This window comes from Edaphosphingomonas laterariae (assembly GCF_900188165.1).
In the GTDB taxonomy this organism is placed as follows: Bacteria; Pseudomonadota; Alphaproteobacteria; order Sphingomonadales; family Sphingomonadaceae; genus Sphingomonas_E; species Sphingomonas_E laterariae.
In genome coordinates this window covers 106,143-130,378 of record NZ_FZOS01000005.1, presented here as the reverse complement: position 1 = coordinate 130,378, position 24,236 = coordinate 106,143, and the positions used below count along the sequence as shown (strand labels likewise).

Annotated in this window: 28 protein-coding genes, 1 tRNA gene and 1 pseudogene; 15 read left to right on the top strand and 15 right to left on the bottom strand. The window is 66.5% G+C overall.

The genetic code is table 11. From position 1 onward, the window contains the following. Positions 1–3: 3 nt before the first annotated feature. Both CHB74_RS06775 and CHB74_RS06770 read right to left on the bottom strand, forming a co-directional pair. Positions 4–336 carry an STAS domain-containing protein gene (locus CHB74_RS06775; protein WP_089218862.1) on the bottom strand — a complete coding sequence of 111 codons (333 nt, stop codon included), beginning with the start codon at positions 334–336 and terminating at the stop codon, positions 4–6. A 108-nt stretch (positions 337–444) separates the two neighbouring features. Further along, positions 445–1,608 carry an aminotransferase gene (locus CHB74_RS06770; RefSeq protein WP_089218861.1) on the bottom strand — a complete coding sequence of 388 codons (1,164 nt, stop codon included), beginning with the start codon at positions 1,606–1,608 and terminating at the stop codon, positions 445–447. A 138-nt stretch (positions 1,609–1,746) separates the two neighbouring features. Between CHB74_RS06770 and CHB74_RS22620 the strand changes: the two genes are divergently transcribed. Continuing rightward, complete coding sequence (locus CHB74_RS22620) at positions 1,747–1,878, top strand: hypothetical protein (RefSeq protein WP_281253525.1); 132 nt, start codon at positions 1,747–1,749, stop codon at positions 1,876–1,878. 117 nt (positions 1,879–1,995) lie between these two features. Here CHB74_RS22620 and CHB74_RS06765 read toward each other — a convergent pair whose 3' ends face one another. Both CHB74_RS06765 and CHB74_RS06760 read right to left on the bottom strand, forming a co-directional pair. Next, positions 1,996–3,165 carry a glycosyltransferase family protein gene (locus CHB74_RS06765; protein WP_089218860.1) on the bottom strand — a complete coding sequence of 390 codons (1,170 nt, stop codon included), beginning with the start codon at positions 3,163–3,165 and terminating at the stop codon, positions 1,996–1,998. A gap of 6 nt (positions 3,166–3,171) precedes the next feature. Further along, the gene (locus CHB74_RS06760; RefSeq protein WP_089218939.1) at positions 3,172–3,930 is read right to left on the bottom strand and encodes a competence/damage-inducible protein A; all 759 of its coding nucleotides are present in this window, start codon (positions 3,928–3,930) and stop codon (positions 3,172–3,174) included. A 91-nt stretch (positions 3,931–4,021) separates the two neighbouring features. Here CHB74_RS06760 and map point away from each other — a divergent pair, with 91 nt between their 5' ends. Continuing rightward, on the top strand, positions 4,022–4,849 hold the full coding sequence (gene map, locus CHB74_RS06755; RefSeq protein ID WP_089218938.1) for a type I methionyl aminopeptidase: 828 nt from the start codon (positions 4,022–4,024) through the stop codon (positions 4,847–4,849). Positions 4,850–4,958: 109 nt separating this feature from the next. Here map and CHB74_RS06750 read toward each other — a convergent pair whose 3' ends face one another. The 4 genes from CHB74_RS06750 to CHB74_RS06735 all read right to left on the bottom strand — a co-directional run bounded on the left by CHB74_RS06750 (position 4,959) and on the right by CHB74_RS06735 (position 8,642). After that, complete coding sequence (locus CHB74_RS06750; protein WP_089218859.1) at positions 4,959–5,720, bottom strand: SDR family NAD(P)-dependent oxidoreductase; 762 nt, start codon at positions 5,718–5,720, stop codon at positions 4,959–4,961. A gap of 111 nt (positions 5,721–5,831) precedes the next feature. Continuing rightward, on the bottom strand, positions 5,832–6,635 hold the full coding sequence (locus CHB74_RS06745; protein ID WP_089218858.1) for a hypothetical protein: 804 nt from the start codon (positions 6,633–6,635) through the stop codon (positions 5,832–5,834). Between the two features lie 179 nt (positions 6,636–6,814). Further along, positions 6,815–8,227: a type I glutamate--ammonia ligase gene (gene glnA, locus CHB74_RS06740; protein WP_089218857.1), complete on the bottom strand. Its 1,413-nt coding sequence runs from the start codon at positions 8,225–8,227 to the stop codon at positions 6,815–6,817. Between the two features lie 76 nt (positions 8,228–8,303). Further along, positions 8,304–8,642, bottom strand: a complete 339-nt coding sequence (locus CHB74_RS06735) for a P-II family nitrogen regulator (protein ID WP_089218856.1) — start codon at positions 8,640–8,642, stop codon at positions 8,304–8,306. A gap of 219 nt (positions 8,643–8,861) precedes the next feature. Here CHB74_RS06735 and CHB74_RS06730 point away from each other — a divergent pair, with 219 nt between their 5' ends. Then, a complete protein-coding gene (locus CHB74_RS06730; protein WP_089218855.1) occupies positions 8,862–9,548 on the top strand; it encodes an endonuclease V in 687 nt (228 codons plus the stop codon). A gap of 126 nt (positions 9,549–9,674) precedes the next feature. On the opposite strand, the gene thiS is transcribed toward CHB74_RS06730, so the two are convergent. Further along, the gene (gene thiS / locus CHB74_RS06725; RefSeq protein WP_089218854.1) at positions 9,675–10,679 is read right to left on the bottom strand and encodes a sulfur carrier protein ThiS; all 1,005 of its coding nucleotides are present in this window, start codon (positions 10,677–10,679) and stop codon (positions 9,675–9,677) included. Between the two features lie 85 nt (positions 10,680–10,764). Between thiS and parS the strand changes: the two genes are divergently transcribed. From parS to aat, 8 genes are all read left to right on the top strand, one after another. After that, a complete protein-coding gene (gene parS, locus CHB74_RS06720) occupies positions 10,765–11,172 on the top strand; it encodes a type II RES/Xre toxin-antitoxin system antitoxin (RefSeq protein ID WP_089218853.1) in 408 nt (135 codons plus the stop codon). Positions 11,173–11,179: 7 nt separating this feature from the next. Further along, positions 11,180–11,611, top strand: a complete 432-nt coding sequence (locus CHB74_RS06715) for an RES family NAD+ phosphorylase (RefSeq protein ID WP_089218852.1) — start codon at positions 11,180–11,182, stop codon at positions 11,609–11,611. A gap of 43 nt (positions 11,612–11,654) precedes the next feature. Next, on the top strand, positions 11,655–12,089 hold the full coding sequence (aroQ, locus tag CHB74_RS06710) for a type II 3-dehydroquinate dehydratase (protein ID WP_089218851.1): 435 nt from the start codon (positions 11,655–11,657) through the stop codon (positions 12,087–12,089). A gap of 52 nt (positions 12,090–12,141) precedes the next feature. Then, on the top strand, positions 12,142–12,618 hold the full coding sequence (gene accB / locus CHB74_RS06705) for an acetyl-CoA carboxylase biotin carboxyl carrier protein (protein ID WP_089218850.1): 477 nt from the start codon (positions 12,142–12,144) through the stop codon (positions 12,616–12,618). Between the two features lie 6 nt (positions 12,619–12,624). Further along, positions 12,625–13,980, top strand: coding sequence for an acetyl-CoA carboxylase biotin carboxylase subunit (accC, locus tag CHB74_RS06700; protein ID WP_089218849.1), 1,356 nt, complete (start codon positions 12,625–12,627; stop codon positions 13,978–13,980). Next, positions 13,977–14,318 carry an arsenate reductase (glutaredoxin) gene (gene arsC, locus CHB74_RS06695; RefSeq protein ID WP_089218848.1) on the top strand — a complete coding sequence of 114 codons (342 nt, stop codon included), beginning with the start codon at positions 13,977–13,979 and terminating at the stop codon, positions 14,316–14,318. The genes accC and arsC overlap by 4 nt, the downstream gene beginning before the upstream one ends. Positions 14,319–14,493: 175 nt before the next feature. After that, entirely contained in the window at positions 14,494–15,222 is a 729-nt protein-coding gene (locus CHB74_RS06690) for a ParA family protein (RefSeq protein ID WP_089218847.1), read from the top strand. A gap of 47 nt (positions 15,223–15,269) precedes the next feature. Next, a complete protein-coding gene (aat, locus tag CHB74_RS06685) occupies positions 15,270–16,007 on the top strand; it encodes a leucyl/phenylalanyl-tRNA--protein transferase (RefSeq protein WP_089218846.1) in 738 nt (245 codons plus the stop codon). A 35-nt stretch (positions 16,008–16,042) separates the two neighbouring features. On the opposite strand, the pseudogene CHB74_RS22385 reads toward aat, so the two are convergent. From CHB74_RS22385 to CHB74_RS06655, 6 genes and pseudogenes are all read right to left on the bottom strand, one after another. Next, positions 16,043–16,210 (bottom strand): annotated as a pseudogene (locus CHB74_RS22385) (DUF2155 domain-containing protein); the annotation flags it as partial. A gap of 275 nt (positions 16,211–16,485) precedes the next feature. Further along, the gene (mlaD, locus tag CHB74_RS06675) at positions 16,486–16,995 is read right to left on the bottom strand and encodes an outer membrane lipid asymmetry maintenance protein MlaD (RefSeq protein ID WP_089218845.1); all 510 of its coding nucleotides are present in this window, start codon (positions 16,993–16,995) and stop codon (positions 16,486–16,488) included. A 3-nt stretch (positions 16,996–16,998) separates the two neighbouring features. Next, positions 16,999–17,388, bottom strand: coding sequence for an NADH:ubiquinone oxidoreductase subunit NDUFA12 (locus CHB74_RS06670; protein ID WP_089218844.1), 390 nt, complete (start codon positions 17,386–17,388; stop codon positions 16,999–17,001). Between the two features lie 59 nt (positions 17,389–17,447). After that, positions 17,448–17,942 (bottom strand): DUF192 domain-containing protein, encoded by a 495-nt coding sequence (locus CHB74_RS06665; RefSeq protein ID WP_089218937.1) that lies wholly within the window; start codon positions 17,940–17,942, stop codon positions 17,448–17,450. 129 nt (positions 17,943–18,071) lie between these two features. Further along, positions 18,072–18,662 (bottom strand): cold-shock protein, encoded by a 591-nt coding sequence (locus CHB74_RS06660; protein WP_245842689.1) that lies wholly within the window; start codon positions 18,660–18,662, stop codon positions 18,072–18,074. Between the two features lie 94 nt (positions 18,663–18,756). Then, the gene (locus tag CHB74_RS06655; protein WP_245842687.1) at positions 18,757–19,311 is read right to left on the bottom strand and encodes a regulatory protein RecX; all 555 of its coding nucleotides are present in this window, start codon (positions 19,309–19,311) and stop codon (positions 18,757–18,759) included. Positions 19,312–19,451: 140 nt separating this feature from the next. On the opposite strand from CHB74_RS06655, the gene CHB74_RS06650 reads away from it, so the two are divergent. From CHB74_RS06650 to secE, 4 genes are all read left to right on the top strand, one after another. After that, complete coding sequence (locus CHB74_RS06650; protein ID WP_089218936.1) at positions 19,452–21,227, top strand: fatty acyl-AMP ligase; 1,776 nt, start codon at positions 19,452–19,454, stop codon at positions 21,225–21,227. Between the two features lie 120 nt (positions 21,228–21,347). Beyond that, a complete protein-coding gene (locus CHB74_RS06645; protein WP_245842686.1) occupies positions 21,348–23,690 on the top strand; it encodes a putative bifunctional diguanylate cyclase/phosphodiesterase in 2,343 nt (780 codons plus the stop codon). 79 nt (positions 23,691–23,769) lie between these two features. Then, positions 23,770–23,845, top strand: a tRNA-Trp gene (locus CHB74_RS06640). Between the two features lie 183 nt (positions 23,846–24,028). Beyond that, the gene (secE, locus tag CHB74_RS06635) at positions 24,029–24,232 is read left to right on the top strand and encodes a preprotein translocase subunit SecE (RefSeq protein ID WP_089218841.1); all 204 of its coding nucleotides are present in this window, start codon (positions 24,029–24,031) and stop codon (positions 24,230–24,232) included. Positions 24,233–24,236 lie beyond the last annotated feature (4 nt).

The following is a 24,236-nucleotide window of genomic DNA, read 5'->3' as shown; positions in this document are numbered from 1 at the left end:
GGGTCAGTCCGCCACGTCGCGCGACGCGGTGACCGGGAAAATCTTGTCGTAGCGGCTGATCGCCAGAATCTCGCGCAGCCGATCATTCGGCCGGGCGAGCGCCATCGGCACGCCGTGCACGTCCGCTTCGCGCTTGGCGATGGTAAGCGCGCGCAGGCCGCGCGAGGACATGTAATCGAGCCTGGCAAGATCGAGCACGAAGCGATGGCCGGCGGCTGCGGCGGCGAGAATGGTCTCGTTCATCCGCGCAAGGAAAAGCTCCCACGATTCTTCGTCCACCCGCCCCTGCGGACATCCAATCGTCGCGCCTTCGACCGTTTCGATCGACCACTCCATCTGCCGCCACGCTCCCCACTGCCGAACATCATCAGGATCATTGGCGATTATTACTGGGAATCCCGGCTTTGACGACAGTCAAAGCGAGACCAGAAAAGCACTTCTGCTTCAATTCGATACGAAAAGGCCCCGGGCAATCTTCATCCGCGCGATACCGGCATCGATCGTTTCATCCTGCTTGGCGAAGCACAGGCGGACGACACCGCGCACCGCATCCTCGGCATAGAATGCGGATACCGGAATCGTCGCCACGCCGGCTTCGCGCACGGCCAGTTCGGCAAAGGTCACGTCGTCGGCCGAAATGCCGGATGCGGGCAGGTCGATGGACAGAAAATAGGTGCCGGCGGACGGCAGCACGGCATAGCCCGCATCCAGCAGTCCCCGCGCCAGCCGATCGCGCGAACGGGCATAATGATCACGCATCGCCGTGAAATAATCGTCCGCCATGGCGAGGCCAAAGGCGGCAGCGGCCTGCAAATTGGGCGGTGTCGTGAACGTCAGGAACTGATGCGCCTTGGCGATCACGCGGGTCAGCGGCGGCGCGGCGCACATCCAGCCCACCTTCCAGCCCGTGAGCGAGAAGATCTTGCCCGCCGATCCGATCTTCACCGTCCGGTCGCGCATGCCGGGCAACCGCATCAGCGGAATATGCTGCCGCCCGTCGAAGACCAGATGTTCCCACACCTCGTCGCTGATCACGATGGCGTCGTGCGCGATCACCCGCTCGGCCAGCAAGGCGAGCGATTCAGCATCGAACAGGCTGGCCGACGGGTTGACCGGATTGTTGATGATCACCAGCCGCGTGCGCGGGGTGAAGGCCTGATCGAGCATGGCGGCGTCGATCCGCCAGTCGGGCGGGGCCAACCGGGCGAAGCGCGGCACCCCGCCGGCGCGCAGGACGAGCGGCAGATAGGCGTCGTACATCGGCTGGAACAGCAGCACCTCGTCACCCGGCCGCACCAGCGCGAAGATCGCGGCGGCCAGCGCCTCGGTCGCGCCCGACGTCACCGTCACCTCGCTCGCCCAATCGAGATCGACCTGCTGATGACGCCGGTAATGATCGGCCACCGCGCGGCGCAGTTCCGCCATTCCCGCCATCGGTGGATATTGGTTCGATCCTTCGCGCAGCGCCGTCACCGCCGCCTCGATCACCGCGTCCGGCCCCCGCGCATCGGGAAAGCCCTGGCCGAGATTGACCGCGCCCAATTCCCGCGCGAGCGCCGACATCGCCTCGAAAATGGTCGTCGGCATCTCGGCGTAAAGCGGGTTCATGCCGCGCACGATACGCCAGCCGCCAGCCCGCCGGAAGATGCCCGGCGGGCTAAAGATCGGCTTTGCCCATCCCTAGCGGAAGTGGGTGGCGCCTTATTCTCTACTATATTAGTAGTGTTTTATCGAAAGGAGGATGCCATGATCGAAGACGCCATCGCCGACTGGTCGGCGCCACCGCCAGCGGAACAGCCCGACGGCCATCACCCGGTCGATCCCCCGCCGCTTTCCGCCGAAGAATTCTGGGCGCGCATCGAGGCACCTTTGCGCTGACCGCCAAGTTCTGCCGGGCCGGGAGCCCCCTCTCCCACCGGCAGCGGGACCGATCACTCCTCTCCGATCGCATCCCTAGAACTGGGCCCGGCCGTCTCCAGGCGGTCGGGCCTCTCTTTATGCCGCCAGCAGCGCCTCCGCCGCCTCGGCGGCGGCCGCCGAACTTGGCGGATCGGTGCGGGTGCGGAAACCGGGGGCAGCCGCGATTGCCCGCGCCGCCATCGCTTCGTCGGCAAAGGCATCCGCCACCAGAGCGGCCATCGCCGCCCGGTCCACGGAATTATATTCAACGCTCCGCCCCAGCCCGGCATCGACCAGCGCAGCGGCTGTCGCCCGCTTTTCCAGATCATAAGGCAGCGCCAGATGCGGCAGGCCGGCATAAAGCGCCGCGCTGACGAAGCCCAGGCCGGTATGGCTGATCACCAGCCGCGATCGTTCGGCGATCCGTTCCAGCGGCACGGGCTTGCGCTCGAAGGTGATCCCGGCCTGTTCCAGCACCGCGATATCGGCTTCGCGCATCCGGGGATCGTGCATCCGCACCCTGAGGCCCGAATCGGCCAGCCCGCCGATCAGCCAGTCGAGCGAGCGTTGCATGCCGTTGAGATAGAGGAACACCTCCTCCCCACGCCCGTCGACGATCGGCGCCCGCCCGCTGAAATGGGGTGCCACATAATCCACGCCATCGCGGCAATCGCGATAGGGATCGAGTTCGCGAAAGCACTGCACCAGCGCCCGGTCGGCGCGGAGCAGCGCCGGCAGCGCGGCAAGCGGCGCGCGGCCGGCAGCCGCCAGTTCGCGATTCACCTGGGCCAGCAGCGCCCGTTCGTCATGCAGCGGCGCCGCGCCCGTCAGGCTGGGAAAGGTGGCGAGCGTCGCGGGCGGCAGGCTGAACCCGGTCCCCAGCGCCAGCGACGGCCAGCGCCCGGCCGTCGCGGCGAGCAGCGCGGGTGCGAATTCCGCCACCACGGCATCGGGCCGAACCGCCCGCAAAATACCGTCCCACGCGCGCAACAACGCGGCAAGGACACCTTCCTGGCTGCCCCCCAAAGCGACAAGGATATCCCCGAAACTGTTGGGATTGCCCACCGCCCGCCGGCCCCGCGTGGCGATCAGCGATGGCCACATCGGCGCCTGCCATATCTCGAACCCGGCCGGCGCCTCGCCGGTCTGCTGCACCGCCAGCACCGGATCATGCCCGCGCCGGCGCAGTTCCTCCGCCACCGCAGCGACATTCACCGTGTGGCCGCTGCCGCCGCCAAGCTCCCACCCGATCAGGATGCGGGCCATGCGCCCTTAAATGCCGCCGCGAAACACTTCGCGCCCGGCCGCAGCGAGCCGCGCGGCAAGATCGTCGGTGCAGCCGTCGAGCCGCGCCTGATCGGTCGATCGGATGACGAAATTGGCGCCCACCGTGCCTTCGCGAAAGAAGGGATAGCTGCCGATCTGGCAGCCTTCGTGCGCGGCCTCGGTTTCGCGCAGGATGTCGGCGATCTCGCTTTCCGCCACCCAGCAGCCGATCGTCGCCGAAATCAGCGGCCGGCCGCCTTCCAGCTGGCCCGACAGCGCTTCCATCATCAGGGCTGCGATATGCGGCACGCCGGCCATGATGATGATGTTGCCGATGCGGATGCCGGGCGCGCCCGACATGCGATTTTCGATCAGTTCGGCACCGTCCGGCACCCGCGCCATCCGCAGCCGCGCCTCGGTCAGCCCGCCGCGCGTGGCATAATAGGATTCGAGCACCGCGCGCGCCTTGGGATGGACCACCACGTCGCGGCCCAGCGCGGCGGCGATGGCGTCCACCGTGATGTCGTCATGCGTGGGGCCGATGCCGCCGGTGGTGAACAGATAATCGTTGCGCGCGCGCAGTTCGTTGACCGACGCGACGATCGCCTCCTGCCGGTCCGCGATCACCCGCACCTCGGCCAGCCGGATCCCCTGCAGGTTCAGCCACAGGGCGACCTGTTCGATATTCCGGTCCTGCGTGCGACCGGAAAGTATCTCGTCGCCAATGACGATCAGGGCGGCTGTCCAGATGCGGTCTTCGCTCATCGCCACGGCCATAGAACAAGTGCGGCCTGCGGGGGAAATGCTTTCCGGCTCGCGCCTCGCAAAAGCGGCCTTGGCTTGCTATATGGCCGTCATGGACAGCTATGTGAACGTCAAGGACGGCGATACCGTCACGCGCAACGGCGCGATCAAACTTTATGGTCCCGACGGTTTCGAAGGGATGCGCAAGGCCGGCCGGCTGGCGGCCGAAATTCTCGACGCGCTTGTCCCCCATGTCCGCCCTGGCGTCACCACTGGCGAAATCGACGATATCGTCCGCAAGATGACGCTCGATGGCGGCGGCGTGCCTGCGACGCTCGGCTATCGCGGTTACACGCACAGCTGCTGCATCAGCATCAACCATGTCGTCTGCCACGGCATCCCCGGCCCCAAGACGCTGAAGGACGGCGATATCGTCAATATCGACGTGACCCCGCTGCTCGACGGCTGGCATGGCGATACCAGCCGCATGTTCCTGGTCGGCAATGTGCCGATCAAGGCGCGCCGGCTGGTCGAAGTCACCTATGAATCGCTGATGCTCGGCATCGCGCAGGCCAAGCCCGGCAACCGGCTGGGCGATATCGCGCATGCGATCCAGAGCCACGCCGAAAAGCACCGCTACGGCGTCGTCCGCGATTTCTGCGGCCACGGCCTTGGCCGCGTGTTCCACGATGCGCCGGAAGTCGTCCATGCCGGCCGCCCGGGCACCGGCCCCGAGCTGCGGCCCGGCATGTTCTTCACCATCGAACCGATGATCAATATCGGCCGCCCCGACGTGAAGGTGTTGGATGATGGCTGGACGGCGGTGACGCGCGATCGTTCGCTTTCCGCCCAGTTCGAACATTCGATCGGCATCACCGAGGACGGGTGCGAGATCTTCACCCAGAGCCCGACCGGGCTTCACGCACCGCCCTACGCCTGAAGGGCGGGCGCGATTGCAGCGCTCTTCAATCCGGCGGCTGCCCAAAAAATCGCGACATAGCAGGAATATGGAGCGGCCGACCTGATCGGCCGCTCCTTTTCGTTCGGCATCAGCCGGCGACGGTATAGCCCCCATCGACCGGCAACGTCTGGCCGGTGATCCACGAAGCCCCCGCGCTCGTCAGGAACAACACGGCGCCGGCAATGTCGGCAGGCTTGCCGAGCCGCCCTGCCGGCGTGCGCTGCAGCGTCGGTTCGGACCAGGCCGGGTTGGCGAAGGTGCTGGCCGTCATGCGGCTTTCCGTAAGCCCCGCCGCCACCGCGTTGACGCGGATGTTGCGCTTGCCCCATTCCACCGCCAGCACGCGGGTCAGCCCGATGATGCCGGTCTTGGCCGCGCCATAGCCCGGCACGATACCGATGCCGAAATAGGAGCTCATCGAAGCGATGCCGACGACGGCGCCGCCACCCGCCAGCTTGCTTTGCGACAGCGCATCCGAACACCCCTTGGCCATGCGATAGGCCGCCGTCAGGTGCATGTTGACCGCGCGGGCGAAAATGTCGGGCTCATATTCGTCCAGCCCCAGCGACGGCAGCGCGAAACCGGCATTGTTGATCAGGATGTCGAGCCCATTGGCGCTGGCCGCTGCCGCGACGGCACCGACATTGGCCGCATCCTCGACATCGAGCTGCAGATAGCGGTAGCCGGCGAGATCGCCGTCATAATCGCCGGCATTCGCCCGCGTGCCGGTGATCGTCACGTCCGCACCAGCGGCGCGATATCCCGCCGCGATGGCCGCGCCGATCCCGCTGGTGCCGCCCGTCACCAAAACCTTCGCGCCGGAATAGTCGTAGCGCGCGTCATTCGCCATGGTTCGTCCTCTCCAAAATGTTGGCGACGATCCTATGGCGCCACCTCGCGGGTGGCGAGGCTCGCGTCATGCGGGCGGAAGCGCTTGCCGGAATGCGCAACCGAAACGGGGCTATTTGCGCGCGGCCACATCCTCGAACTGGACACGCGCCCCGGCGATCGCCGCGTCGAGCGCGATCTGGCCCAGCACCGCCATGTCGCCGTCCCGCGCGGCGGCCAGCAGCGCGTGGCGGGTGGCAAGCGCGGTCATGCGCGGCCAGATATCCTGGCCGATGCCGCGTTTGGTGAAACTGGGCACCACGGTCTGGATGTGGAGCACCGCCTGATCGATATTCAGATCGGGCGACACCGCCGTCTCGCCGCGCGGCCGGCCGAAATCATCGCTGCCGACCGTCGCGGCCGCATGGCGGAACAGCTCGTTGATCACCTCCTGATCGAAGGGCAGGCCAGCCGTGCCGGCCGATTGCCACAGCACGCCGGGATCGTTCGCCACGCCGATCAGCGCCGCGCCGATGGCATCGCCGAACAGATAGGTGCGGCCACTGGCGGTTTCGACGGCCGCGACATGCGGCGCTTCCAGCGGCTCGCCCGCCCTGGCGCGGGCGCGGATGGCGCCGGCCTGCGCCATCTGCCCGGCGACGGCGGCGATGACATAGACGAAGTTCGCACCGCCAACCTGCCCGCGCGCGGCCAGCGCGGTCGCGACGTTGCGGACCACCTCGTCCAGCAGCTCGGTCATCATGCGGACGCCTTCGGCCTCGCGCGCGGCGTCCTGCGGGCTTGGCGCAGCCGGCGGCGGCGCAGGTTGCGGTGCGGGCTGGGCCGCCTGCGGCTGCGGCTGCGGCGCGGCGGCAGGTGGCGGCGATGCCTCGATACGCGTCGCCTTCTTGCCGAACAGTCTGTCGAACAATCCCATGCCGCTTGGCCCCAGAGCGATTCCGACGCAGACGGATTCGTCTGCCACCTCAAAAATCGCGTTGTAACAAAATCATAGGGCGGATGTTCCGGCGCCGTCGGCGTGGAGACCGCCCCAATGAAAAGAGGTTCCGGAGCAGTGCCCCGGAACCCCCTTCTTGTCCATGATCGACTGGGCGATCAGGCCGAATAGTACATGTCGTATTCGACCGGGCTGGGCGTCATTTCCCAGCGATACACTTCGGCCCACTTGAGCTCGACATATGCAGCGATCTGATCCTCGCTGAACACGTTGCCCTTGAGCAGGAAGCTGTTGTCCTTCTCGAGCGATTCGAGCGCTTCGCGGAGCGACGCGCACACGGTGGGCACTTCCTTCAGCTCTTCCGGCGGCAGATCATAGAGATTCTTGTCCATCGCCTCGCCCGGATGGATCTTGTTCTCGATGCCGTCGAGGCCGGCCATCAGGATCGCCGCATAGCAGAGATACGGGTTCGCCATCGCATCCGGGAAGCGGAACTCGACGCGCTTGGCCTTGGCACCCGTGCCATACGGAATGCGGCACGAAGCCGAACGGTTGCGCGCCGAATAGGCCAGCAGCACCGGAGCTTCGTAACCCGGCACCAGGCGCTTGTAGCTGTTGGTGGTCGGGTTGGTGAAGGCGTTCAGCGCCTTGGCGTGCTTGATGACGCCGCCGATGAAATAAAGGCACATGTCGCTGAGGCCGGCATAGCCATTGCCCGCGAACAGCGGCTCCTTGCCGTTCCAGATCGAGAAGTGGGTGTGCATGCCCGAGCCGTTATCTTCCTTGATCGGCTTCGGCATGAAGGTCGCCGTCTTGCCATAGGCCTGGGCGACCATGTGGACGACATACTTGTAGATCTGCATGCGATCGGCGGTCTGGACCAGCGTGCCGAAGGTCAGGCCGAGTTCGTGCTGGGCAGCGGCCACTTCATGGTGGTGCTTGTCGCAGGGCAGGCCCATTTCGAGCATGGTCGAAACCATCTCGCCACGGATGTCGACGGCCGAGTCGACCGGCGCGACCGGGAAATAGCCGCCCTTGGCGCGCGGACGGTGACCGAGATTGCCGCCGTCATATTCGCGGCTGGTGTTGCCGGGCAGTTCGATGTCGTCGATCTTGTAGTAGCTCGACGAATAGGTGTTCTCGAACCGCACGTCGTCGAACATGAAGAATTCGGCTTCCGGGCCGACATAGACGGTGTCGCCGATGCCGGTGGACTTGAGGAACGCTTCGGCGCGCTTCGCGGTCGAGCGCGGATCGCGGGCATAGAGTTCGCCGGTCGACGGTTCGACGACGTCGCAGACCAGGATCAGCATCGGGGTGGCCGAGAACGGATCGAACCACACCGCGTCCAGATCCGGCTTCAGGACCATGTCGGATTCGTTGATCGCCTTCCAGCCTTCGATCGACGAACCGTCGAACATGAAGCCGTCGGTCAGTTCATCGTCACCGATGACGCCGGCGCACATCGTGAGGTGCTGCCACTTGCCCTTGGGATCGGTGAAGCGGAGGTCGACCCATTCGATCTCCTTGTCCTTGATCATTTTCAGAACGTCAGAAGCCTTATTGGCCATGTCACTTCGCCTTCCGATTGAATTCCCATGAGTTCTGCGGGTGATGCCTACCCGCAAGGCCATTGGCGCGCTGCGATCAGATCGCGTCGACGCCCTTCTCCCCGGTCCGGATGCGCAGCGCGCTCTCCACCGGGATCACGAAGATCTTGCCGTCGCCGATCCGGCCCGTCTGGGCGGCCGCGGCGATGGCTTCCACCACGCGTTCGGCGAGGTCATCGTCAACCACCACCTCAAGCTTCACCTTGGGCAGAAAATCGACGACATATTCGGCACCCCGGTAAAGTTCGGTATGCCCCTTCTGCCGGCCGAAACCCTTGGCCTCGGTGACGGTGATTCCGGACACGCCAACCTCGTGCAGCGCCTCCTTCACCTCGTCGAGCTTGAACGGTTTGATGATCGCTTCGATTTTCTTCATGTGCGCTCCCTCCCGCTCGAACGCTGACCCGCGTTCTTCAATAAGCGTGCCAAATGGTGCGGCGCAAGAATGCGTCGCGAATCCGGCTGTGACTTTCGCTGCGCTGCCGCAAGAAGCGGCAAAGGGCAAGATTGTGCTCGAATCTTGGGCAGAGTCCGCCCCAAAATCGGGCCGAACCGGTCCCTTCATTCTGAACCCGAATCATCGAGGAGCGCGCCGGTGAGTCGCGAGTGGCTGGAAGTGACGTCGCTGAAGGAGGCAACGGCGGTGCAGCGCCTGATCGCCGCGCGGGTCGAAACCGCCAACCGGATCGGCCCGTCGCCCCGCGTGGCGGGCGCGGACGTTTCGATGAAATGGCGCGACACGCGCGGCCCCGTCCATGCCGCGATCGCCCCGGTGGACGGCGCGGCGGGCACGCTGACCGCGATTCCGGCCTTTCCTTATGTGCCGGGCTATCTGGGGTTCCGCGAGGCGCCGGTGCTGGCGGCGGCGTGGGACGCGATGGCGGACAAGCCCGGGCTGATCCTGGTGGATGGCCAGGGCCGCGCCCATCCGCGCCGGGCGGGGGTGGCCTGCCAGCTGGGCGTGATGCTCGACGTGCCGACCATCGGCTGCGCGAAATCGCTGCTATGCGGGGTCGTGGAGGGCGCGATCGGCCCCGCTGCCGGCGATCGGGCGCCGGTGATCGACCGTGGCGAATTGGTCGCGATGGCGCTGCGCACCCGGCCGCGCGCGGCCCCCATCTATGTCAGCATCGGCCATCGCATCGCGCTCGACACGGCGATCGACTGGGTGATGCGGCTGAGCGAAGGGCGCCGCCTGCCGCTGCCGATCCGGCTGGCCCATGACGCCGCCAACGCCACGCGACGCGCTTATGAGGCGACGGCGACGCACCAGATAAGTTGAGGAAGTTGAGGCTTGCCTGCGCATTCCTCAACCCGCCCCCGCATGCAGCGTCGCATGATGAGAAAGAGCCCGACGAGCGGGCCCTTCCCTATCATCGCGCGCCGCCTGTAGGACAGGCCCAGGCCGTCAGATCAGGCCGGCCAGCGGGCTGGAGGGATCGGCATACATGCGCCGGCCCATGCGGCCCGAACGATAGGCCATGCGCCCGGCTTCCACCGCGGCCTTCATCGCCCGCGCCATCAGGATCGGATCCTTCGCCTCGGCAATGGCGGTGTTCATCAGCACGCCATCGCAGCCGAGTTCCATCGCCACGGCCGCGTCCGACGCGGTGCCGACGCCGGCATCGACCAGCACCGGCACCTTGGCGCCTTCGACGATCAGCCGGATGGTGACGCGATTCTGGATGCCGAGGCCCGATCCGATCGGCGCGCCCAGCGGCATGATCGCCACGGCGCCGGCGTCTTCCAGCTGCTTCGCCGCGATCGGATCATCGACGCAATAGACCATCGGCTCGAAGCCTTCCTTGGCCAATATCTCGGTCGCGCGCAGCGTTTCGCGCATGTCGGGATAGAGCGTCTTCGCCTCGCCCAGCACCTCGAGCTTGACGAGGTTCCAGCCCCCCGCCTCACGCGCAAGGCGCAGCGTGCGGATCGCATCGTCCGCCGTGAAGCAGCCGGCGGTGTTGGGCAGATAGGTGATCTTCTTAGGATCGATGAAATCGGTGAGCATCGGCGCCTTGGGATCGGCGATATTGACGCGACGCACCGCGACGGTGACGATTTCCGCGCCCGATGCCTCCACCGCGGCGGCGTTCTGCGCGAAATCCTTATATTTGCCGGTGCCGACGATCAGCCGCGACCGGAAGGTGCGGCCAGCGACCGTCCAGCTATCATCCTGCCCGGCGGCATGATCACCGCCGCCCACGAAATGCACGATTTCCAGCTCGTCGCCATCTTCGACGACCACCTGATCGAGCGTCGAGCGCGGCACAACTTCCAGATTGCGTTCGACCGCGACCTTGGCGGCATCGAGCCCGAGTTCGCCAGCCAGCGCCGCCAGCGTCAACCCCACGGGCACGCGACGATGTTCGCCGTTCACGCGTAGCTGAATGGTCCCGTCGGCATGGCTCATCTGCGGTGTCTCCTTCGTCCGCCCCCCCATCTAGGCGTTGTCGCCGGCTTGTCCACGCACCATTTGACGCATATATATACGCCAAATGGCAACCGCCTTCTCCCTCGATCGCTTCCTGCACGCGCCGCCGCTCGATCGCGCACGCGTGGTGGAAAGCGGCCTGCCCGCCAAGGCGGTGCGCGATCTGGTGGCCGACCCGGCGATCACGCTGGCCGATATCGCCCGGATCGTCGCCAAACGCCGCACGCTGGAACGGCGGCTGGCCGACGATGAGGCGCTGACGCCGGAGGAAAGCGATCGCTTCGCCCGGTTCGCCGAAGTGCTGGAACTGGCCGCCGACATATTGGGCGGCCGCGCGACCGCGATGGAATGGCTGCGCGCGCCCAAGGCCCGGTTCGAAGGCATGAGCCCGTTGGACCTGCTGCGCACCCATGCCGGCGCGCAGCTGGTGGAAAATCTGCTGCTTCAGGCGCGCCACGGCATGCTTGGCTGAACACCGGATGCTGTTCTGGCGCATTTCGGAATATGCGGTGCTGGACGGCATGGGCGGGATGGTGGCCGCCGGGCGCTGGAACGAGCGCGGCCGCCCCATCGTCTATATGGCCGATTCGAGCGCGCTCGCCATGCTGGAGGTGCTGGTGCATCTGGAAGTCCGCATGATCCCGCCGCCTTTCCAGCTGCTCGAAATCGCGGTGCCGGACGATATAGCGGTGGAGGAGGCACCGGCCGCCCTGCTCGACACGCCGGCCGAAAGCGCTGCCTGGGGCAGCGCCTGGCTGGCCGAACGGCGCACCGCGCTGTTGCGCGCGCCATCGATCATCGCGCCGGGCGGTTTCAACTGGCTGCTCAATCCGCTACACCCGGATGCGGCAGGCGCGCAGGTGACGAGGCAGGCACGCTGGCCCTGGGACAGCAGACTCTTTCCGGCATGATCCCATCCCCCTATAGGGGTTCGCCATCACAGGGGGATATTGCATGGCCGACACCATTTTCGTGCTCAACGGCCCGAACCTGAACCTGCTGGGCCTGCGCGAGCCGGAAATCTACGGATCCGACACGCTGGACGATATTGCCGACCGGCTGGAGGACCGCGCCCGCGAGCTCGACCTGACGATCGACATGCGCCAATCCAACCATGAAGGCCATCTGATCGATTGGCTGCATGAGGCAAATGCCCTGCCGGCAAAGGCGGTTATCCTGAATCCCGGCGGTTATACCCACACGTCGGTGGCGCTGCATGACGCGATCAAATCGATCACGGTGCCAGTGATCGAGGTGCATCTTTCCAATCCGCATGCGCGCGAAAGCTTCCGTCACAAGAGCTTTGTCGGCATGGCGGCGAAGGGAACGGTGGCCGGTTTCGGCGCGCTTTCCTATATGCTCGCGCTGGACGCGGCGGCCAAGCTCTGACAGTAGCGCGCGCAACATTCAAACAAGACAAGCTAGAGAAGGGTCAGACCGAATGACCGACAAGCATGAAGGCCCGATCCGGGTGGACGTCGATCTGGTGAAGCAGCTGGCCGAGCTGCTGGATGCCACCAAGCTGACCGAGATCGAGGTCGAGGACGGCGAGCGCCGCGTCCGCGTGGTGCGCAAGGCCGCCCCGGTGGCTGCGCCCGTGGCCTATGCCGCAGCGCCCGCGCCCGTCGCCGCCGCCCCGGTGGCCGCTGCCGCGCCGGCCGCCGAGGCTGCCCCCGCCGACCACCCCGGCGCCGTGAAATCGCCGATGGTGGGCACCGCCTATCTGGCCGCCGAGCCGGGCGCCGCGCCCTTCGTCAGCGCGGGCGACAAGATTTCCGCCGGCCAGACGCTGCTGATCGTCGAGGCGATGAAGGTGATGAACCCGATCACCGCGCCGCGCGGCGGCACCGTCAAGCAGGTGCTGGTCGAAAACGGCCAGCCGGTGGAATTCGATCAGCCGCTGCTGATCGTCGAGTAACGCGCGATGGCGATCCACAAGGTCCTCATCGCCAATCGCGGCGAAATCGCGCTGCGCATCCATCGCGCCTGTCATGAGATGGGCATCCAGACCGTCGCGGTGCATTCCACCGCCGACGCGGACGCGATGCATGTGCGGCTGGCCGACCAGGCGGTCTGCATCGGCCCGCCGCCGGCCGGCGAAAGCTATCTCAACATCCCGAACATCATCGCCGCGGCGGAGATTTCGGGCGCGGACGCGATCCATCCGGGCTACGGCTTCCTTTCGGAAAATGCCCGCTTCGCCGAGATCGTGGAAAGCCACAACATCATCTGGATCGGGCCGAAGCCCGAACATATCCGCACGATGGGCGACAAGATCGAGGCGAAGGCGACGGCCGCCAAGCTCGGCCTGCCGCTGGTGCCGGGATCGGACGGCCCGCTGACATCGCTCGACGAGGCCAAGCGCGTGGCCGCCGCGATCGGCTATCCCGTGATCATCAAGGCCGCTTCCGGCGGCGGCGGGCGCGGCATGAAGGTGGTGTCGGGCGAAGATCAGCTCGAAACCCTGATGGCGCAGGCCGGTTCGGAGGCGAAGGCCGCCTTCGGCGACGCCACCGTCTACATGGAAAAATATCTCGGCGATCCGCGCCATATCGAGTTCCAGATCTTCGGCGACGGCAATGGCAATGCCATCCATCTGGGCGAGCGCGACTGCTCGCTCCAGCGCCGCCACCAGAAGGTGCTCGAGGAAGCGCCCTCGCCCGTCATTTCCGCCGAACAGCGCGAAAAGATGGGCGGTATCTGCGCGAAGGCGATGGCCGACATGGGCTATCGCGGCGCCGGCACGATCGAGTTCCTGTACGAGAATGGCGAATTCTACTTCATCGAGATGAACACCCGCCTGCAGGTGGAACATCCGGTGACGGAAGCGATCACCGGGCTCGATCTCGTGCGTGAACAGATCCGCATCGCCGACGGCCACGGCCTGACGCTGCGTCAGGAAGACGTGCATTTCCGTGGCCATGCCATCGAATGCCGCATCAATGCGGAAAACCCGCGCACCTTCACCCCGTCGCCGGGGCTGGTGAAGCAGTTCCACGCGCCGGGCGGCATGAATGTGCGCGTCGATAGCGGCCTGTATGCCGGCTATCGCATCCCGCCTTATTACGACAGCATGATCGCCAAGCTGATCGTCTATGGCACCACGCGCGAAGGCGCGCTGCGCCGCCTGCGCCGCGCGCTGGAGGAGTTCGTGATCGAAGGCGTGACGACCACGATCCCGCTGCACCAGGCGCTGCTCGACGTGCCCGACTTCCAGAAGGGCGATTACACGATCAAGTGGCTGGAACAGTGGCTCGCCGAACAGGATGATGCGCAGTGAAGGCAACGATCTGGCACAACCCCAAGTGCGGCACATCGCGCAAGACGCTGGCGATCCTTGAGGAGCATGGCGCCGACGTCACCGTCGTCGAATATCTCAAGACGCCGCCGACGCGGGCGAAGCTGGCCGATCTCTACCAGACGGCCGGCATCCGCCCGCGCGACGGGCTGCGCACCAAGGAAGACGCCGCCAAGGCGCTGATCGCGGCCGACGCGAACGACGATGCCGTGCTCGACGCGATGGTGGCCGATCCGATCCTGATCGAACGGCCGCTGGTCGAAACCGACAAGGGCGTCCGCCTGTGCCGCCCGCAGGACAAGGTCCTGGAAATCCTCTGACGCCGGAAATGGGGGCGGCGCCCGCTGGCCCGCCCCCTATCCGTCCCCTGCCCGCCAGCCGGCCGCACGCGCCACGCGCTTCCCCCAGCCTTGACCATGCCCCGCGATCTCGGGACTATTGCCTCCGGATCGACCGCGCGATTTCTCGGCATCGATCGGGAGCTTGGCTGACGGCATGGCAACGATCGCAGTCTACAGCCTGAAGGGCGGCGTCGGTAAGACGACGCTGGCGGTGAACCTCGCCTGGTGTTCGGCCATGCTGTCGGCGCGGCGGACCCTGCTGTGGGATCTCGATCCGCAGGCCGCATCGACCTATCTGCTCGGCAACGGCAAGGTGCATGGCGACGCGCAGGCGGTGTTCGCCAAGGATGTCGCGCCCGACAAGCTGGAGGTGGCGACACGGATCGAGCGACTGCGGCTGCTGCCCGCCGACATGTCGCTGCGCGGGCTCGACCGCTTCTTCTTCGGGCTCGGCAAGAAGAAGCGGATGGCCAAGCTGATCGACGGGCTGGCGCGCGCGCATGATCGCATCCTGCTCGATTGCCCGCCGGGCCTGACCGAAACCGCCGATCAGGCGATGCGCGCCGCCTCGCTGATCCTCGTGCCGCTGATCCCCTCCCCTTTGTCGCGGCGCGCCTTCGACGAAGTGGTCGCCCATCTCGCCCGCGAACATGGGCGGCATCCGCCGATCCTGCCCGTCTTCACCATGGTGGACCGGCGCCGCGCGCTGCATCTCGCCGCGCTTGCCGAGCAGCCCGACTGGCCGGTGGTGCCGATGGCGAGCGCGATCGAGGCGATGACCGCGCGACGCGAGCCGGTGGGCGCCTTCGCCCCCCGATCACCCGGCGCCGAAGCCTGCGCAAATCTTTGGCGCGGCATCGAACATCGGCTCGCCAGCCGTTGATGCTTCCTCTCGCAAGCGCTGCGTGGTTGATGTAGCATCGCTTTCGGATGTCTCGCCTCGACCCCGACTTGCTGCTTCGAGCATATTCCGTCGGCGTATTCCCGATGGCGGACAGCCGCGCGGCGCGCGAGATCTTCTGGGTCGAACCCAAAAGGCGCGGGGTGCTGCCGCTGGACGGTTTCCGCCTGTCGCATTCGCTGGCCAAGCGCGTCCGTTCGGATCGCTTCCGCGTGACCGCCAATCAGGCCTTCGGCCGCGTCGTCTCGCTCTGCGCGGAGCCGAGCCCGGACCGCCCCGACACCTGGATCAACCCGCAGATCGAGGGCGCTTATGGTGATCTGCACGCCCGCGGCCATGCCCATTCGATCGAATGCTGGCTGGGCGACGAACTGGTCGGCGGCCTTTATGGCGTGACGCTGGGCGGCGCCTTTTTCGGCGAAAGCATGTTCAGCCGCGAAAGCGACGCATCGAAGGTGGCGCTGGCCTGGCTGGTTGCGCGCCTGCGGGTCGGCAATTTCGTGCTGCTCGACTGCCAGTTCATCACCGATCATCTCGCCTCGCTGGGCGCGATCGAGATCAGCCGGGACGATTATGTGTCGTTGCTGGATGCGGCGCTGGGTGCCGCCGGGCCGGTGGCGGGCGCGGCCGCCGGCGCCGCATCCTCGGCGGCGGCAGGCTTGCCCGATTTCTTCGCGCTCGACCGGTTGCCCCCCGACCCCGCCGAGACGGTGTCCGGCCCGGTTTCGGGATGGCGCATCGTGCAGCTCTTGGGCCAGACATCGTAAATCGGGTGCTGGACCATGTTGAGCGACGGCGACTCCTTGTAGAGCCAGCCTGAGAAGACGCGGCGCCACTTATTGTCGCGGCCGCGCACATCGGTCTGCACGAAGGCGCCGGTCAATTGCTGCGGCTCCCACGGCGCGGTCGTCTCGCACGCGCGCAGGCGGATGATGACATCGCCCGAACGCACCGCCTGCCCCGGCTTCATCTCGATATCGCGGGAAATGCCGTTGCGCTTGTTGAGCAGGCCGATGACGGCCACGCGTTCGGCCATCGGCGTCGCGGCGCGAACGCCCGGTTCCGCCCGACGCGCTTCCCCACGCGAGCGCGGCTGCGCGGATGATTCTTGCGCGGGCTGTTCGGCAGGCTCAGCCACATCCTCCACGGGCTGCGGCGGCGCGGCTTCGTTCTGAAGCGCCTCGGCCGCCTGCCAGGCACCGACCCCCAGCAGCGCGGCCAGCGCCGTCGCCGCGAGTGCGCGCTTCACGGCTGCGCGGCCCCCGGCGCGGCTTCGCCGTTCGGCGGCAGATCTTCGCTCTTGCCGGTGCCGTTCACGAACTGGCCGATCATGCCCATCAGATCGGTCGCGCCCTGCGTGTCGATGATGGTGTCACCCGTCTTGAGCGGCGTTTCCGAACCGCCGGGCAGCAAGGCGATGAAGGTGCCGCCGAGCAGCCCTTCCGAGGTGATCGCGGCGCTGCTGTCGTTCGGAACCTTCACCGCCGGATCGATCGCCAGCGTGACGGCGACCTGATAGGTCTGGGAATCGAGATGCTGTTCGGCGACCGTGCCGACCTTGAGCCCGGCCACGCGGACATCGGTGCCGACATCCACGCCCGCCGCGTTGGGGAACATCGCCACCACGCGCGTTGCGCCGGCGCGGGCGCCACCGCCCGTGCGGTTCCAGGCGAACAGCACGAACCAGGCAGCCAGCGCGACGACCACAAGGCCGACCAGCGCTTCGCCGACATTTTCACGCAGCAGCGTTTTCATCGCTCAGTTCGGGCTCCACGCCTCGTAATCGCCGGTCGCGGCGGCACGGCGGCCACCCTTTTCCAGCGCACCGGCGGGACGATAGGCATCGGCCGTTCCGGTCGGGTTGACCGCCGACGGCTTCTGCCACGCGCGCGGCGGCAGCAAGGCCTTGTCCGGCGCGTCCTCGATCGTCTGGTGCAACCAGCCATGCCATTCCGCCGGAACCCGGCTGGCATCGTTGGCGCCATTATAGATGACCCAGCGACGACGCGGCGTCTGGCCGCTCTTCGTTTCGAAATAGACGTTGCCGAGTCCGTCCTCGCCCACCTTGACGCCGTTGCGACGGCTCCAGAGCGAAGTGCCGATGGTGGCTCCGTCCCACCAGGTGAAGATGCTTTTCAACAGGCCCATGGGCTGCGCTTAGCCTTTGTGAAGGGTTGGGTGCAACGGCAAAGCCGCGTCACCATGTCTCAGCGGCCCGTGCGGGCCTGCGGATCGTGCCAGATCACCTTGTCGCCAACGGCAATCCCCTGCGCGGCGGCGTTGCCGCCCGCGATTTCGAACACGGCGCTGACCGGTTCGCCCGAGCTGACCGGTTCGAGCGACTCGGGCACCGTATTTTCGGCGATGCGCGCGATCGTGCCGTCCGGCCGCACGAAGATCATGTCGAGCGGGATCAGCGTGTTCTTCATCCAGAAGGATGCCGGTTGCGGCGGATCATAAGGAAAGAGCATGCCGCGATCGGCGGCAAGTTCCGTCCGGAACATCAGCCCGCGCGCCTGTTCGGACGGCGTGCGCGCCATTTCCACCAGGAAACGGCGCTGCCCGCTCGCCGTGGCAACCGACAGTTCGACAAGGCCATCGGTGCGAACCGCCGGCGGCGCATCGGCAGCGGCGGCGCAGCCGGCCAGCGGCGTGGCCATGACCAGAAGCGCGGCAAGCGCGGAAAAAGAACGCGAGATCATCATCCGCCCATATCGCGGTTCCACGCATAACGAAATCGCCGACGACAGCCCGCGCCGGCGATTTTCCCTTGTGACAGGCGGAACCGGATAGTCCCGTACGTTGCGCGCCACAAAAAGACGCGCGACGCCCTAGGAGTTTCCGGTCTGGACGACGACGGCCAATGGCCACTTCCGCCCGGCGGCGACGCGCGCCATCAGGCTTTGTTCGGGCTCAAGGTCCGCGAGACCGGCCCGCCGGACAACCTCCATATGCACGAAGATATCTTCGGCATCGTTCGGCCGGACGACGAATCCATATCCCTTCAGCCGGTTGAACCATTTGACGATCACCGGCTCAAATTCGCCGGCGCCTTCAACCAGTTCGCTCGGATTCACGCGATCGGCATTGCGCCGCGCGATCACATCGGCATCGGGGCCGGTTGCGGTGCTCAGGTCGATTTCGACCACAGCGCGCGCCTGCAGACCCCGTTCGCGACGGACGGCGACAACCTTCGCCCGCGTGCCTTCCGGCAACGTGCGACGATCATGTTCCTTGAGCACCGAAAAATGCACGAGAATATCCCCCGTGCCTTCGTCGCCGATCAGGAAGCCGAACCCCCGCGTCGCATCAAACCACTTTATGATGCCACTGACCTCGAACCCTTCGTCCCCAGCAGGACCAGCGAGGCCGTTGCCGGACCCCAGTTCCTCAAAGGGCGAATTATCCAAGGTCGATGCCACCTGACTTTCTAACTTCATGGGCCCACCCCCCCGGCAAGCATCAGGGGACGCTAGCACGGGGCTTTCCCGAAACGAAGGCGGAAATATAGTCTTTTCACAAACTGATCCCATCCGGGACATCATCGGCCGTAGCCCGCAGAATTCGCTGCGCTATGGCCATGGAATGCCCCGCGCGGAGCATCGCGGCGAGCGCCTTGCGCTGCCGATCGGGATCCACCGGCACCACAGAGAAAGGTCCGATTCGGCGCCGACGCGCAAAAGCGAGGGCCGCATCCCATTCGCCGGCCTCGGCAAATTCGCGTGCGGCGGCCGAATCCTCCTCGTCGATTCCATCGGCACGCAGGCGTTCGGCGAGTCGGCGCGGGCCATAGCCCCGGCGGGTGAAGGATGCCGCCCGCGCATCGGCAAAGGCGCGATCGTCGACATAATGGGCCTCGGCGAAGCGTTCGACGATTGCGGCAACCGGAGGCGCGTCCGCCCCGTCCCAGCCGCGTTCCTGCAATTTGCGGCGCAGATAGGCGGACAGCTTCGCCCGCGTCGTCGCGAAGCGGCCGACATAGCCGATGGCGAGTCGTTCCAGCGCCTCGCGATCAAGCGGCTTTTGGTTGCGATATGATGACGATCGTGCCACGCGCCATGTTTGTGCCACAGTCAGGCCGGATTTAGAACGCGCCCGATCGGCAAATCCGTGTGCAAATGTGCCGCCGATGCGGCTGGATCAACCATAGCGGACGACGATCGACCATGGGTACGACGCCGTCCGGCCAAGAATCTAAGGAGTCGCCGTCGGTGCTGAACCGGACCGCAGCCACGACGAGTACCAAGCCGGCCAACCAGGCCGCCAACGTCACCGCCACGCCCACCGAGGACGAGCTTCCGCGTATTTTTTCCGAGTTCGCGACGCTCGGCGATGCGCTGGATTATGCCGCCCGGGGCGAGCGCGGCTTCAACTTCCACGATGCGCGCGGCACGCTGCAGCGCCCCTATAGCTATGCCGAGCTGAAATCAGACGCGATCGCCGCTGCCTTTCGGCTGATCGCCCATGGCGTGCGCACGGCCGATCGCATCGCGCTCGTCGCCGAAACCGGCCCCGAATTCGCCGCCCTGTTCTTCGGCGCGGTCTATGCGGGTGCCTGGCCGGTGCCGCTGCCCCTGCCGACCAGCTTCGGCGGCAAGGAAAGCTATATCGACCAGCTGAAGGTGCAGCTGGGCAGTTCCGACCCGAAGATGCTGTTCTTCCCCGAAGAGCTGCGCGAGATGGCCGGCGCCGCCGCCGCTGCCTGCCATGTCGAGGGCGTGAGCTATGAGGAGTTCGCCCGGCACGAGGCGAAGCCCGCCACGCTGCCGCACGCAGCGCCGCACGACATCGCCTATCTGCAATATTCCAGCGGATCGACGCGCTTCCCGCACGGTGTTGCCGTCACCCATGCCGCCCTGCTCAACAATCTGTCGGCGCATTCGCATGGCATGGAGCTGGAGCCGCAGGATCGCTGCATTTCCTGGCTGCCCTGGTATCACGACATGGGGCTGGTCGGCTGCTTCCTGTCGCCGGTCGCTAATCAGGTGTCGGTCGATTTCCTCAAGACCGAGGATTTCGCCCGCCGCCCGCTCGCCTGGCTCGATCTGATCAGCCGGAACCCGGGCACGTCGATCAGCTATTCGCCGACCTTCGGCTACGACATCTGCGCGCGCCGCATGTCCAGCCAGACCAAGGCTTCGGAGCGGTTCGACCTGTCGCGCTGGCGGATCGCCGGCAATGGCGCGGACATGATCCGGCCGGACGTGATGCAATCCTTCGTCGACGCCTTTGCCGAAGCCGGGTTCAAGGCCTCCGCCTTCCTGCCCAGCTATGGCCTGGCCGAAGCCACGCTGGCGGTTTCGATCATGCCGCCGGGCGAAGGCATCGTCGTCGAACTGGTCGAGGAAACCCAGCTTTCGGGCGGCGACGCCGCGATCGGCCGGCCGCAGCGTTATCGCGCGATCGTGAACTGCGGCAAGCCGGTGAAGGACATGCTTGTCGAGATCCGGGACGAGGATGGCGGCCTGCTGCCGGAACGCGCGATCGGCAAGGTCTGGTGCAAGGGCCCGTCGATCATGGACGGCTATTTCCGCGATCCCGAATCCACCGCCGCCTGCATGGCCGATGGATGGCTGGATACCGGCGACATGGGATATATCAGCGAAGGCTATATCTACATCGTCGGCCGCGCCAAGGACATGATCATCATCAACGGCAAGAACCACTGGCCGCAGGATATCGAGTGGGCGGTGGAACAGATTCCCGGCTTCAAGGCCGGTGACATCGCCGCGTTCGCGATCACCACGCCGGGTGGCGAGGAAACACCGGCGGTGCTGGTCCAGTGCCGCACGTCGGACCCGGCCGAACGCACCCGCCTGCGCGATCAGATCCGCGAAAAGGTGCGCTCGATCACCGGCATGCACTGCGTGGTCGAACTGGTGCCGCCGCGCACCCTGCCGCGCACGAGCTCCGGCAAGCTGAGCCGGGCCAAGGCGCGCAACCTCTATCTTTCCGGCGAGATCCAGCCTTACGACCTCGCTGCCTGAAACGGGGCCGCGGCGACTTCCCGAACCTTCGGGTATGTCCGCCGCGGCCACCCGTTCTGCTTGTGATTACTGCGGTGGTTACTTTACGCTAACCTCCTGCGACTATTGATCGTCGCCGCAATGTGGCAGCGGTCTTCCTCTTCCCCGGCCAAGAGCCCGGACTGGCGCGCCCTCTTGGGGCTCGGCGGTCATGTCGCCGGCTGGGAACTGGTGCGTGCGGCACAGGTGGCCGAACTCGCCCGGATGACCGGCGTCATCGCCCTGACCCAGGTGATGAGCGCGCTGGCGCTGCTGGTGCTGCTGTGGGACACGAGCCCGCGCTGGCAATTGCTCGGCTGGTTCGCGGCCATCGTCGCCGTGATGATCGAAACGACCCGCCTCGCCGCCCGCGTCCGCGCGGGCACCGCCATCGATGCGCCTCAACCCGTCATCCGCCGCGTCAGCATCCGTTCGATCATATTGGGGCTGCTCTGGTCGGTCCCCTCCACCATCTTTTCCAGCACCGCCGGGCTGGACGAGCAGCTCGCCATCTGCCTCGTTTCCACCGCCGTCATCGCCAGCGCGACGGTGACGGTATCGGCCGTGCCGGTGACGATGCTGACCTTCGTCGCGCTCGGCGCGTCCGGCCTGACGCTGATGATGGCCAAGACCGGATCGCTTTTCCTGGCCGCCCTGCCCGTCGGCTACGGCCTGTGCCTGGCGATCGGCGGGCTGATCAGCGGCCGCGCCTTCGCGCTGCGCAAATGGGCCGAGATCGCATTGGCCGAAAAGCATGAGGTGGTGAGCCTGTTGCTGCGCGAATCGGAAGATCATGGCGCCGACTGGCTGTGGCAGGCGGATAGCGCCCGGCGGCTGCGCGACGTACCGCCGGCTTTGGCCGATGCCGCCGGCAGCACGCCCGATGCGCTGGACGGCATGCCTTTGTTCCAGTTGCTTGCCGGCGAACGCTGGGAAGAACCCGGCCAGGCGCCCGAACTGCGCCGGCTGCTGGAACGGATGAACGCGCGCGAACGCTTCATCGATTTCGAGCTGCCCGCGCTGATCCGTGGCGAAACGCGCTGGTGGCGCCTGTCGGGCAATCCCCGCGTCGACGGGCGCGGCCAGTTCGTCGGCTATCATGGCGTGGGATCGGACATCACCGAAGCCCGCCGGTCCGCCGAGAAGATCGACCGCATGGCGCGTTTCGACGCGCTGACCGGGCTTGCCAACCGTACTGCGTTCAACGAGGCGCTGCGCAAGGCGATGGGCCGCGCCTTCCGCGATCGCGGCCATTGCGCGCTGATGCTGGTCGACCTCGATCGGTTCAAGGCGGTGAACGACACGCTGGGCCATCCGGTGGGCGACAAGCTGCTCCGCCTCGTCGCGCAACGCCTGTCCGGGCTGGTGGCCAAGGGCGACACCTGCGGCCGCCTTGGCGGCGATGAGTTCGCCGTCGTCATCGCCGATGCGGCGGACAAGAGCCTGATCGGCGCGCTCGGCGAAAGGATCATCGCCGCGCTTTCGGCACCGTTCGAGATTGACGGGCAGATCGTCCGCGTCGGCGCCAGCATCGGCACCGCGACCGGCCCGCGCGACGGACGCTCGGCCGAGATGCTGACCCGCAATGCCGATCTTGCCCTCTATCGCGCCAAGGAAGACGGGCGCGGGGTCCATCGCCTGTTCGAAACCAATATGCTCCTCCGCGCCGAAAAGCGCCGCGCGATCGAAAGCGCGCTGCGCGACGCGCTGGACGAAGGCCAGTTGCGCCTCACCTATCAACCCGTGGTGAACGCCCGCGACGACCGAATCGCCGGGTTCGAGGCACTGCTGCGCTGGCGCCACCCCGAACTGGGCGACGTGCCGCCCGACGAATTCATCCCCATCGCGGCCGAGGCCCGCCTGCTCGGCCAGATCGGCGAATGGGTGATCCGCGCCGCCTGCGCGGAAGCGTCCCGATGGCCGGACGACGTGCGCCTGCTCGTCAACCTCGCCCGCGAACAGATCACCGACCCGCAATTGCCGGCGATCGTGCTCTCTGCCCTCGCCCAGTCCGGCCTGCCGCCCTCGCGGCTTGAACTGGAGGTCGGCGAACGTTCCTTCCGCGAGGACAGCGCGGCGATCAGCGCCGCCGTCGATCGCCTGCGCGGGCTTTCGGTGCGGATCTCGCTCGACGATTTCGGCGCCTGCGCCTCCGCCCTCGGCCATATCCGCATGGGCCGCTTCAGCACCGTGAAGGTCGATCGCAGCCTGATCGTCGCCGCCGCCAGCCGCGACCCCGACGCGCTCGGCCTGATCCGCGCGATCGTGGCGCTGACCGCCACGCTGGGCATGGATACCACGGCCGAGGGCGCCGAAACGGCGGCCGAACAGCGCGTCGCCCGTGATCTCGGCTGCACGCACCTCCAGGGCTTCCTGTCGGGTACGCCGGTGCCGGCCGAGGACGCCCGTGCGCTGATCGCCAGCGCCATTCGCCGCCGCGCCTGACACAAGCGCAGAATCAAGCCGATCATGGCTTGCGCTCCGCCGAACGCGCCGCTATGTCGCACCCCTCTCCGGACCCCGGAGGAGTGTAGCTCAGTTGGTAGAGCATCGGTCTCCAAAACCGAGGGCCGGGGGTTCGAGTCCCTCCACTCCTGCCACCTCCGCGCGCCTTGCGGCGCACGGCAGGGCAGAAAAAGGGTCCGGAAAGGCTTGACGAGGCCGGGCTGCGCCGGGGGCACCGGTTAGCGGCCTACGGCCTCGTTGTCGCTGTTTCTGCGCGATCGATTTCCTTATGGGGCGATTCGGGCAGGCATGGCGGAACAAGGAATTGCGAGGTTCTGGTGGCGAAGGTTTCACCCGGCGAATTCATCCGGCAGGTTCAGGCGGAGACCAAGAAGGTCGTCTGGCCGAGCCGTCGCGAAACGATCACGACCGGGATTCTCGTCGCGATCATGACGTCGCTGCTGGCGATCTTCTTCTTCGGCGTCGATTCGTTCTTCGGCGCGGTCGTGAAGTTCCTGATCGGCCTGGCAGCCGGCAACTAAGCGG

Coding starts and splice junctions, on each gene's coding strand:
- CHB74_RS06775 (WP_089218862.1), bottom strand. CDS start 336: ATGGAGTGGTCGATCGAAACGGTCGAAGGCGCGACGATTGGATGTCCG.
- CHB74_RS06770 (WP_089218861.1), bottom strand. CDS start 1,608: ATGAACCCGCTTTACGCCGAGATGCCGACGACCATTTTCGAGGCGATG.
- CHB74_RS22620 (WP_281253525.1), top strand. CDS start 1,747: ATGATCGAAGACGCCATCGCCGACTGGTCGGCGCCACCGCCAGCGGAA.
- CHB74_RS06765 (WP_089218860.1), bottom strand. CDS start 3,165: ATGGCCCGCATCCTGATCGGGTGGGAGCTTGGCGGCGGCAGCGGCCAC.
- CHB74_RS06760 (WP_089218939.1), bottom strand. CDS start 3,930: ATGAGCGAAGACCGCATCTGGACAGCCGCCCTGATCGTCATTGGCGAC.
- map (WP_089218938.1), top strand. CDS start 4,022: ATGGACAGCTATGTGAACGTCAAGGACGGCGATACCGTCACGCGCAAC.
- CHB74_RS06750 (WP_089218859.1), bottom strand. CDS start 5,720: ATGGCGAATGACGCGCGCTACGACTATTCCGGCGCGAAGGTTTTGGTG.
- CHB74_RS06745 (WP_089218858.1), bottom strand. CDS start 6,635: ATGGGATTGTTCGACAGACTGTTCGGCAAGAAGGCGACGCGTATCGAG.
- glnA (WP_089218857.1), bottom strand. CDS start 8,227: ATGGCCAATAAGGCTTCTGACGTTCTGAAAATGATCAAGGACAAGGAG.
- CHB74_RS06735 (WP_089218856.1), bottom strand. CDS start 8,642: ATGAAGAAAATCGAAGCGATCATCAAACCGTTCAAGCTCGACGAGGTG.
- thiS (WP_089218854.1), bottom strand. CDS start 10,679: ATGAGCCATGCCGACGGGACCATTCAGCTACGCGTGAACGGCGAACAT.
- parS (WP_089218853.1), top strand. CDS start 10,765: ATGGCAACCGCCTTCTCCCTCGATCGCTTCCTGCACGCGCCGCCGCTC.
- CHB74_RS06715 (WP_089218852.1), top strand. CDS start 11,180: ATGCTGTTCTGGCGCATTTCGGAATATGCGGTGCTGGACGGCATGGGC.
- aroQ (WP_089218851.1), top strand. CDS start 11,655: ATGGCCGACACCATTTTCGTGCTCAACGGCCCGAACCTGAACCTGCTG.
- accB (WP_089218850.1), top strand. CDS start 12,142: ATGACCGACAAGCATGAAGGCCCGATCCGGGTGGACGTCGATCTGGTG.
- accC (WP_089218849.1), top strand. CDS start 12,625: ATGGCGATCCACAAGGTCCTCATCGCCAATCGCGGCGAAATCGCGCTG.
- CHB74_RS06690 (WP_089218847.1), top strand. CDS start 14,494: ATGGCAACGATCGCAGTCTACAGCCTGAAGGGCGGCGTCGGTAAGACG.
- aat (WP_089218846.1), top strand. CDS start 15,270: ATGTCTCGCCTCGACCCCGACTTGCTGCTTCGAGCATATTCCGTCGGC.
- mlaD (WP_089218845.1), bottom strand. CDS start 16,995: ATGAAAACGCTGCTGCGTGAAAATGTCGGCGAAGCGCTGGTCGGCCTT.
- CHB74_RS06670 (WP_089218844.1), bottom strand. CDS start 17,388: ATGGGCCTGTTGAAAAGCATCTTCACCTGGTGGGACGGAGCCACCATC.
- CHB74_RS06665 (WP_089218937.1), bottom strand. CDS start 17,942: ATGATCTCGCGTTCTTTTTCCGCGCTTGCCGCGCTTCTGGTCATGGCC.
- CHB74_RS06645 (WP_245842686.1), top strand. CDS start 21,348: ATGTGGCAGCGGTCTTCCTCTTCCCCGGCCAAGAGCCCGGACTGGCGC.